The sequence below is a fragment of the Raoultella sp. T31 genome (genome assembly GCF_002806725.1).
Classification (GTDB): domain Bacteria; phylum Pseudomonadota; class Gammaproteobacteria; order Enterobacterales; family Enterobacteriaceae; genus Klebsiella; species Klebsiella electrica.
The window spans coordinates 125,374-134,813 of the sequence record NZ_PIBO01000011.1 but is presented as its reverse complement, the minus strand read 5'-3'; the positions used below and the strand labels follow the sequence as shown (position 1 = coordinate 134,813).

The 9,440-nt window shown below is 60.3% G+C and carries 8 protein-coding genes; 5 read left to right on the top strand and 3 right to left on the bottom strand.

The genetic code is table 11. The features are described from left to right. Nucleotides 1-323 precede the first annotated feature (323 nt). Nucleotides 324-800 carry a kinase inhibitor gene (locus CWM52_RS10710; protein WP_100684086.1) on the bottom strand — a complete coding sequence of 159 codons (477 nt, stop codon included), beginning with the start codon at nucleotides 798-800 and terminating at the stop codon, nucleotides 324-326. 70 nt (nucleotides 801-870) lie between these two features. Further along, the gene (bioA, locus tag CWM52_RS10705) at nucleotides 871-2,160 is read right to left on the bottom strand and encodes an adenosylmethionine--8-amino-7-oxononanoate transaminase (protein ID WP_100684085.1); all 1,290 of its coding nucleotides are present in this window, start codon (nucleotides 2,158-2,160) and stop codon (nucleotides 871-873) included. Nucleotides 2,161-2,245: 85 nt separating this feature from the next. Between bioA and bioB the strand changes: the two genes are divergently transcribed. Genes bioB through bioD form a run of 4 tightly spaced genes read left to right on the top strand, consistent with a single transcriptional unit; the run spans nucleotide 2,246 to nucleotide 5,894 of the window. Continuing rightward, a complete protein-coding gene (bioB, locus tag CWM52_RS10700; RefSeq protein ID WP_100684084.1) occupies nucleotides 2,246-3,286 on the top strand; it encodes a biotin synthase BioB in 1,041 nt (346 codons plus the stop codon). Beyond that, the gene (bioF, locus tag CWM52_RS10695) at nucleotides 3,283-4,440 is read left to right on the top strand and encodes an 8-amino-7-oxononanoate synthase (protein WP_100684083.1); all 1,158 of its coding nucleotides are present in this window, start codon (nucleotides 3,283-3,285) and stop codon (nucleotides 4,438-4,440) included. The genes bioB and bioF overlap by 4 nt, the downstream gene beginning before the upstream one ends. Beyond that, entirely contained in the window at nucleotides 4,424-5,179 is a 756-nt protein-coding gene (bioC, locus tag CWM52_RS10690) for a malonyl-ACP O-methyltransferase BioC (RefSeq protein ID WP_100684082.1), read from the top strand. Before bioF ends, bioC begins: the two co-directional genes overlap by 17 nt. Then, a complete protein-coding gene (gene bioD / locus CWM52_RS10685; RefSeq protein WP_100684081.1) occupies nucleotides 5,172-5,894 on the top strand; it encodes a dethiobiotin synthase in 723 nt (240 codons plus the stop codon). The genes bioC and bioD overlap by 8 nt, the downstream gene beginning before the upstream one ends. Here bioD and CWM52_RS10680 read toward each other — a convergent pair. Next, nucleotides 5,836-6,558: an ABC transporter ATP-binding protein gene (locus CWM52_RS10680; RefSeq protein WP_100684080.1), complete on the bottom strand. Its 723-nt coding sequence runs from the start codon at nucleotides 6,556-6,558 to the stop codon at nucleotides 5,836-5,838. The genes bioD and CWM52_RS10680 overlap by 59 nt on opposite strands. Before the next feature lie 737 nt (nucleotides 6,559-7,295). On the opposite strand from CWM52_RS10680, the gene uvrB reads away from it, so the two are divergent. Continuing rightward, nucleotides 7,296-9,317, top strand: a complete 2,022-nt coding sequence (gene uvrB, locus CWM52_RS10670; protein ID WP_100684078.1) for an excinuclease ABC subunit UvrB — start codon at nucleotides 7,296-7,298, stop codon at nucleotides 9,315-9,317. Nucleotides 9,318-9,440 lie beyond the last annotated feature (123 nt).

Below are 9,440 nucleotides of genomic sequence, written 5' to 3'. Positions count from 1 at the left end.
CCCCGGTGGCGCTGCGCTTACCGGGGCTACAGGGTATTGTGGTAGCCCGGGTAAGACGCAAGCCGCAACCCGGGATGTTCCCCCGGTGGCGCTACGCTTACCGGGGCTACAGGGTGTGTAGCCCGGGTCAGGCGTAAGCCGCGACCCGGGATGCTCCTCCGGTTGCGCAGCGCTTACCGGGGCTACGAGGTGTGGTAGCCCGGGTCAGGCGTAAGCCGCGACCCGGGATGTTCCCCCGGTAGCGCTGCGCTTACCGGGGCTACGAGGTGTGGTCACCCGGGTAAGGCCTAAGCCGCGACCCGGGGAGGACTGGCGAGAGAAGGTCAGATAAACAGGGCGGTGATGGATGCGCTGCCCAACGAATGAAAATGGACGTTAAAACCAACCACCGCGCCGCTTGCCCCTTCATCGACATCAATCTTCTCGACATCCAGCGCGTGCACCGTAAAGATGTAGCGATGGCTTTCCCCTTTTGGCGGCGCCGCGCCGCCGTAGCTGGGCACGCCGAAATCGGTGCGGGTCTCGATTGCGCTGGCCGGCAGCGGAGTCAGACCGGAGCCTGCGCCCTGCGGCAGTTCGCGCGTTTCCGCCGGCAGATTGGCGACCAGCCAGTGCCACCAGCCGGATCCGGTGGGCGCATCGGGATCGTAACAGGTCACGACAAAGCTTTTCGTCCCGTCAGGCACCTCATCCCACGCCAGATGCGGCGAGATATTATCGCCATCGTAGCCCATGCCGTTAAAAACATGGCGGTGGGGCAATTTCCCGCCATCCTGCAGATCGTGACTGATTACTTTCATGACGTCTCCTCTGGGATAATCGACTGATTAACAAAGAAGTGTAGTCCTGTTGACGGCCAGTTTCCGCTGCTTATTCGCGAAAAAATGTTTCGTTGAGCACCGCCGCGTTAACCGCCTCGGTCAGGCGCGTCAGCTGCTGCGGGGTAATCACGTACGGCGGCATCAGGTAAATCAGGCGGCCGAACGGGCGAATCCATACCCCCTGTTCGACGAAGAAGCGTTGTAGCGCGGCCATATTGACCGGACGGCACGTTTCCACCACGCCGATGGCGCCGAGCACGCGGACATCGGCGACCAGCGGGGATTCCCGGGGCGGAGCCAGCTCGACATTAAGCTGCGCTTCAATCGCGGCGACCTGGCCTTGCCATTCGCCGCTTTCCAGCAGCCGCAGGCTTTCTGCCGCCACCGCGCAGGCCAGCGGGTTGCCCATAAAGGTCGGGCCATGCATAAAGCAGCCGGCTTCGCCGTTGCTGATGGTCTCGGCGACCGGTCGGGTGGTGAGGGTCGCTGACAGCGTCATGGTGCCGCCGGTCAGCGCTTTGCCGAGACATAAAATATCCGGGGCGATGCCCGCGTGTTCGCAGGCAAACAGCTTGCCGGTCCGGCCAAATCCGGTGGCAATCTCATCGGCAATCAACAGAATGCCCTCACGATCGCACATCTTGCGAATGCGCTTCAGCCACTCAGGATGATACATCCTCATGCCGCCTGCGCCCTGTACGACCGGCTCAAGAATCACCGCCGCGATCTCATCGCGATGGGCTGCCATCAGGCGGGCAAACGGCACCAGATCCCGTTCATCCCATTCGCCGCCGAAGCGGCTTTGCGGCGCCGGGGCGAACAGGTTATCCGGCAAATAGCCCTGCCACAGACTGTGCATGGAGTTATCCGGATCGCAGACTGACATCGCGCCAAAGGTATCGCCGTGGTAGCCGTTGCGGAAGGTGAGAAAACGCCGACGCGGTTCGCCTTTGGCCTGCCAGTACTGCAGGGCCATTTTCATCGCCACTTCCACCGCCACCGAACCCGAGTCGGCGAGGAATACGCACTCCAGCGACTCCGGGGTCATTGCCACCAGCTGGCGGCACAGCGCCACCGCCGAAGGGTGGGTGATACCGCCAAACATCACGTGCGACATCTGCTCAATCTGCGCTTTCATCGCCGCATTTAAACGCGGGTGGTTGTAGCCGTGGATTGCCGCCCACCATGAAGACATCCCGTCGATCAGCTGCTCGCCGCTGGCGAGAGACAGCTCGCAGCCGTGGGCGGCAACCACCGGATACACCGGCAGAGGAGAGGTCATGGAAGTGTAGGGGTGCCAGATGTGGCGCCGATCGAAGGCGAGATCGTCCGTTGTCATAAGTGACTTGTAAACCATTTTGAAAACATTTAGGTTTACGAGTATAAACCGAACCAACAATTAACAAAACCCTTTGGAGAGGCCAATGGCTCACCACGCACGCTGGACAATGTCGCAAGTTACCGAGTTGTTTAATAAACCATTGTTAGATCTGCTGTTCGAAGCCCAGCAGATCCATCGCCAGCACTTTGACCCACGCCAGGTGCAGGTCAGCACGCTGCTGTCGATTAAAACCGGCGCCTGCCCGGAAGACTGTAAATATTGCCCGCAGAGCGCGCGCTACAAAACCGGCCTCGAGTCAGAGCGTCTGATGGAAGTGGAGCAGGTGCTGGAGTCCGCGCGCCAGGCAAAAAATGCCGGTTCCACCCGTTTCTGCATGGGGGCGGCGTGGAAGAACCCCAACGATCGCGATATGCCGTACCTTGAGCAGATGGTGAAAGGCGTTAAGGAACTGGGACTGGAGTCTTGCATGACCCTCGGGACCTTAACCGATAGCCAGGCGCAGCGCCTCGCGGGAGCCGGGCTGGACTACTACAACCACAACCTCGATACCTCGCCGGAATTTTACGGCAACATCATCACCACCCGCACCTATCAGGAGCGTCTGGACACCCTCGACAAAGTGCGCGACGCCGGGATTAAAGTGTGTTCGGGCGGCATCGTCGGCTTAGGCGAAACCGAGAAAGATCGCGCCGGCCTGCTGCTACAGCTGGCTAACCTGCCGACGCCGCCGGAGAGCGTACCAATCAACATGCTGGTTAAGGTGAAAGGTACGCCGCTGGCCGATAACGACGATGTCGACGCCTTTGATTTTATCCGCACCATTGCGGTGGCGCGCATCATGATGCCGACCTCGTACGTGCGTCTTTCCGCTGGCCGCGAGCAGATGAATGAACAGACCCAGGCGATGTGTTTTATGGCCGGGGCGAACTCGATTTTCTACGGTTGCAAGCTGTTGACCACGCCGAACCCGGAAGAGGACAAAGACCTGCAGTTGTTCCGCAAGCTGGGGCTTAACCCGCAGCAGACGGCGGTGCTGGAAGGCGATAACGAGCAGCAGCAGCGTCTGGAACATGCGTTGAATAACCCCGATACCGAGGAATACTACAACGCGGCGGTGATATGAGCTGGTCGCAACGCATCGACCAGGCGCTGAGCGAGCGGCGGCAGGCGGATGCCTTTCGCCGCCGCCAGCCGGTGGCGCAGGGGGCCGGGCGTTGGCTCATCCGCGAAGGTCAGCGCTGGCTGAATTTCTCCAGCAACGATTATCTTGGGCTGAGCCAGCATCCGCAGATTATCGCCGCCTGGCAGCTGGGGGCGGCGCGTTACGGCGTGGGCTCCGGCGGCTCCGGTCACGTCAGCGGTTACAGCGAGGCGCATCGTGAGCTGGAAGAGAGCCTGGCGGACTGGCTGGGGTATCCGCGCGCGCTGCTGTTTATTTCCGGGTTTGCCGCTAACCAGGCGCTGATTGCCGCCCTGCTCGCCAGGGACGATCGCATCGTCGCGGACCGGCTGAGCCACGCTTCGCTGCTTGAGGCGGCCAGCCTGAGCCCGGCGCAGCTCCGGCGCTTTGCGCACAATGATGTGCAGCAACTGGACACCCTGCTGGCCAAACCGCTGGCGGGTCAGCAACTGGTGGTGACGGAAGGGGTCTTCAGCATGGATGGCGACAGCGCCCCGCTCAGCGCCATCAGCCGAACCACCCGGGCCGCCGGCGGCTGGCTGCTGGTGGATGATGCGCACGGCATTGGCGCAGTGGGTGAAGAGGGGCGCGGCAGTTGCCATGCGCAGAACGTGCGTCCTGAGCTGCTGGTGGTGACCTTTGGTAAAGCCTTTGGCGTCAGCGGCGCGGCGGTTTTGTGTGACGAGGCGCTGGCGGATTATCTGCTGCAGTTTGCCCGCCATCTGATTTACAGCACCGCCATGCCGCCAGCCCAGGCGGTTGCGCTGAGCGCCGCGCTGGCGGTGATCCGCAGCGATGACGGCCAGCAGCGGCGGGAAAAACTGGCCAGCCGCGTGGCGCAATTTCGCGACGGTATGGCCGGCTTTCCGGGGGAACTGAGCGCCTCGCACAGCGCGATTCAGCCGCTGATCGTCGGCGACAATACGCGGGTGTTGCAGCTGGCGGCGCGCCTGCGTGAGCAGGGCTGCTGGGCAACGGCCATTCGTCCGCCGACGGTGCCGGCAGGCAGCGCGCGGCTGCGCCTGACGCTGACCGCGGCCCATGAGCCGACTGATATTACCCGTCTGCTGGAGGTGCTGCATGGCGGCGGTGAATAAACGGGCGGTGGCCGCGGCCTTTGGTCGGGCGGCCAGCCACTATTCGCAACACGACGCGTTGCAGCGTTACAGCGCCGAACTGCTGCTGCGCCAGCTCCAGGGCCGCACCTTTTCAGCGGTGCTGGACGCTGGCTGCGGGCCCGGCAGCATGAGCCGCTACTGGCGCGATGCTGGCAGTGATGTGACGGCGCTGGATCTGTCGGTTGAGATGCTGGCCCAGGCGCAGCGCGACGAGTGCGCGCAGCGTTACCTCGAAGGGGATATTGAGTCGCTGCCGCTGGCCGATGCCTGCGTCGATCTGGCGTGGAGCAATCTGGCGGTGCAGTGGTGCGAGAGTCTGTCCGGCGCGCTCGATGAGCTGTGCCGGGTGGTGCGCCCCGGCGGTCGGGTGGCATTCACCACCTTGCTGGCCGACTCGCTGCCCGAACTGAATCAGGCCTGGCGCGCCATTGATGCGCATCCCCATGCCAACCGTTTTCTCAGCGAACAGGCGGTGCGCGAAGCGCTGGCCGGGCGGCGTGCCGTCGGCGAGGTTCACGCCGTCAGCCTGCCGTTTGCCGATGCCCTGAGCGCGATGCGTTCGCTCAAAGGGATTGGGGCAACACATTTGCATCAGGGGCGCAGCGCGGCGCCGTTGAGTCGGGGAAAACTGCGTCAGCTGCAGCTGGCCTGGCCAAAACAGCAGGGCCAGTGCCCGCTGACGTACCATCTTTTTACAGGAGTCATTGCACGTGACTAAACGTTTTTTCGTCACCGGAACCGACACTGAGGTCGGTAAGACGGTCGCCAGCTGCGCCCTGTTACAGGCGGCAAGGCTGGCGGGCCTGAAGAGCGCGGGCTATAAACCGGTGGCTTCCGGGAGTGAGCGGACGGCACACGGGCTGCGTAACGATGATGCGCTGGCGCTCCAGCGCAATAGCGCTGTGGCGCTGAGCTATGCGCAGGTCAACCCCTTTACCTTCGCCGAACCGACTTCACCGCATATCGCGAGCGCGGAGGAAGGACGGCCGATTCGCGGCGATGCGCTTTCTGCCGGGCTGCGAGAACTGGAGACGCTGGCGGAATGGGTGCTGGTCGAAGGGGCGGGGGGCTGGTTTACGCCGCTGTCCGCAACGCTGAGTTTTGCTGACTGGGTACGCGACGAACAGCTGCCGGTCATTCTGGTGGTCGGTATTAAGCTTGGCTGCATTAACCACGCGCTGCTGACGGCCCAGGCGGTACGTCAGGCCGGGCTGCCGCTGGTGGGCTGGATTGCAAACGATATCCAGCCGCCGGGTAAACGCCATGCGGAATATCTGGCGGCCCTCACCGATCGGCTTGCGGCCCCGTTGCTCGGCGAGATCCCGTGGCTGGCGGAGGCCTCGCAGCGTGAGGATCTCGGCCAGTACCTGGATCTCAGCGCGCTGGATCGGGCGTCATCCACTGCGCCAGCAGCGGTTCATCCAGCTGGATAACGCGGCCTTGCGCCACGTTGCGTCCGCGATGCAGCAGGCAAAAACGGTCTGCTACCCGGCGAATAAACGGCAGGTGCTGTTCCGCAAGCAGCACCGTTAAGCCGATGTCGCGGTTCAGACGCACCAGCAGGTCGCCCAGCTTATGCAAGAAGTGCTGTCCGCTGCCGCGCGAAGGCTCATCAAGAATCAGCAGTCGCGGCCGGACAACCAGCGCTCGCGCCAGCGCCAGCTGGTACTGGTCATCCTCTGACAGCATGGCGCCTTTATGCTGACGTCGTCCGTAGAGGTCCGGAAAAAAATCGTAAATTTCCCCTTTTACGGCGACGTCCGGATTCCCTCCGGCGGCCAGCGCAATATGCAGATTCTCCTCCACGCTCAACTGAGAAAAGATCCGCCGGTCCTGCGGGACATAGCCGATGCCAATAATCGAGCGTGAATGGGCGGAGAGCGGCGTGATATCACAAGGCGGCGAACCGGCCTCATGCCAGGTCATGCTGCCGCTGGCCACCGGGAGATGCCCGGTAATGCAGTTTACCAGCGTGGTTTTCCCCATCCCCTGCAGTCCCATCACGCAGGTGCACTCTCCCGGCTGAAGTTCAAGGTCGACATTCCATAGCGTGTGCTGATTTCCGTAGTACTGATTGACTGCGCGTAGACTCAACATAGACGTTTTCTCCTTTTTGGGGATTGCGGGCGATATGAAGATTCTGCAAATCTCTTGCCAGGAAAAAGATGTTTCGGTTTTTTCCCGTACCGACAGGTGTCGCAGGGTGGGGTGAAGGCGGGTCAGCGAGACGGTTGCACTCTCCCGGTGCTGAGGCCTATGAAAAATGGTGCAGAAAGCAACAAAAAGGCAGGTGCCCTTAGCTGATAAATATCAAAAATAATTCGATAATTTTTTTTAGGCGCCCGATTTTCACCGACGGTCGATTTGTGCGGGGTGGCTGAAGCCTTGGCCTGCAGACAGTTATCCACTATTCCTGTGGATAACCTTGTGCATTAGAGTTAGAGAACTTGCGGTAAGCTAGAGATTACGCGGCCTGCGGCTGAATTGGCGCTAAACCCGTCTTTTGTTTAATGTCATTAAATATCAATTAGTTAAATAAAAGCAATGGTTGTAAGGAAAGTGTCACCTGTTGCCATAAAAGATTCATCGCCTTGCTTGACAAATGTTAAATGACAAATTTTTTTGGGGATAACCCTACTGGCCGGCGAATTATTCTGCAGGATGGCCCATTTTTGCCCCAAAAAGACGCAAGTGCGGATGATTTCAGGTACAAACAGTAATTGAATACTGTTTGTATATCCAGTATTATTTATTGGCAAAAGTCAGCGTGAAGGGTAGAATTAAACACCTGCCGCAGTTAACCAGGCGCTTCATCCTTCTTCAGGGTCAGACATATGAGTAAAACGTTCACGCTGCATTCCGCATTCCGTCCTTCTGGCGACCAGCCGGAGGCTATCCGACGCCTGGAAGAGGGGCTGGAAGATGGTCTGGCGCATCAAACGCTGCTGGGGGTGACCGGGTCGGGCAAGACGTTCACCATTGCTAACATTATCGCCGATCTTCAGCGTCCGACGATGGTGCTGGCGCCGAATAAGACCCTGGCGGCGCAGTTGTACGGCGAAATGAAAGAGTTCTTCCCGGACAATGCGGTGGAGTATTTCGTCTCCTACTACGATTACTATCAGCCTGAAGCCTATGTGCCGAGCTCAGATACCTTCATCGAGAAAGACGCCTCGGTGAACGAGCATATCGAGCAGATGCGTCTGTCGGCGACCAAAGCGCTGCTTGAGCGGCGCGATGTGGTGGTGGTGGCCTCGGTATCGGCTATCTATGGTCTGGGCGACCCGGACCTTTACCTGAAGATGATGCTGCACCTGACCACCGGCATGCTGATCGACCAGCGGGCGATTTTGCGCCGCCTGGCGGAGTTGCAGTATACCCGTAACGATCAGGCCTTCCAGCGCGGCACCTTCCGCGTGCGCGGTGAAGTGATCGACGTCTTTCCGGCGGAATCCGACGATATTGCGCTGCGTATCGAACTGTTTGATGAAGAGGTTGAGCGGCTGTCGCTGTTTGACCCACTCACCGGTCAGGTTGAATCGACGATTCCCCGCTACACCATCTACCCGAAAACGCACTACGTGACGCCACGTGAGCGTATCGTGCAGGCGATGGAGGAGATTAAAGTCGAGCTGACCGACAGGCGGAAGACGCTGCTGGACAACAACAAGCTGCTCGAAGAGCAGCGGCTGTCCCAGCGGACGCAGTTTGACCTCGAAATGATGAACGAGCTGGGCTACTGCTCGGGTATCGAAAACTACTCGCGCTATCTTTCCGGGCGCGGGCCGGGCGAACCGCCGCCGACGCTGTTTGACTACCTGCCGGCAGACGGTTTGCTGGTGATTGACGAATCCCACGTCACCATTCCGCAAATCGGCGGCATGTACCGCGGCGACCGGGCGCGTAAAGAGACGTTGGTGGAGTACGGCTTCCGTCTGCCGTCGGCGCTGGACAACCGCCCGCTGAAGTTCGAAGAGTTTGAAGCGCTGGCGCCGCAGACCATTTACGTCTCGGCGACGCCGGGTCCTTATGAGCTGGATAAATCCGGTGATGAGGTGGTCGATCAGGTAGTCCGTCCGACCGGGCTGCTTGACCCGCTGATTGAAGTGCGTCCGGTCGCGACTCAGGTCGATGACCTGCTGTCGGAAATTCGCCTCCGCGTGGCCATTAACGAGCGCGTGCTGGTCACCACTTTGACTAAACGGATGGCGGAAGATTTAACCGAATATCTTGAAGAGCACGGCGAGCGCGTGCGCTACCTGCACTCCGATATCGATACCGTCGAGCGTATGGAGATAATCCGCGACCTGCGGCTGGGCGAGTTCGATGTTCTGGTCGGTATCAACCTGCTGCGTGAAGGGCTGGATATGCCGGAAGTGTCGCTGGTGGCGATTCTGGACGCCGATAAAGAGGGCTTCCTGCGTTCGGAGCGCTCGCTGATTCAGACCATTGGCCGCGCCGCGCGTAACATCAACGGTAAAGCGATTCTGTACGGCGATAAAATTACCGCTTCGATGGCGAAAGCCATCAGCGAGACCGAGCGTCGCCGTGAGAAGCAGCAGCGCTATAACGAAGAGCACGGCATTACCCCGCAGGGGCTGAATAAAAAAGTGGTCGATATTCTGCAGCTCGGCAGCAATCTGGCGAAGACCAAAGCCAAAGGGCGCGGAAAATCACGTTCGCCGGTTGAGGCGGATATACCGGAGGTGCTGCTGACGCCAAAAGCGCTACAGCAGAGAATCCACGAGCTGGAAGGGCAGATGATGCAACATGCGCAGAATCTGGAGTTCGAAGAGGCCGCGCAAATCCGCGACCAGCTGCATCAGCTGCGCGAGCTGTTTATCGCGGCATCCTGATCCGCAGCCCGCGATGCGCCGCCGCACGGAGCCCGTCAGTGTGTCGGGACGCTGATTTTTTGTTATTCCGCGCCGTTTTCGGGCTGGCTTAATGTCTGCTTAATATTGCCAGGCGACACTATC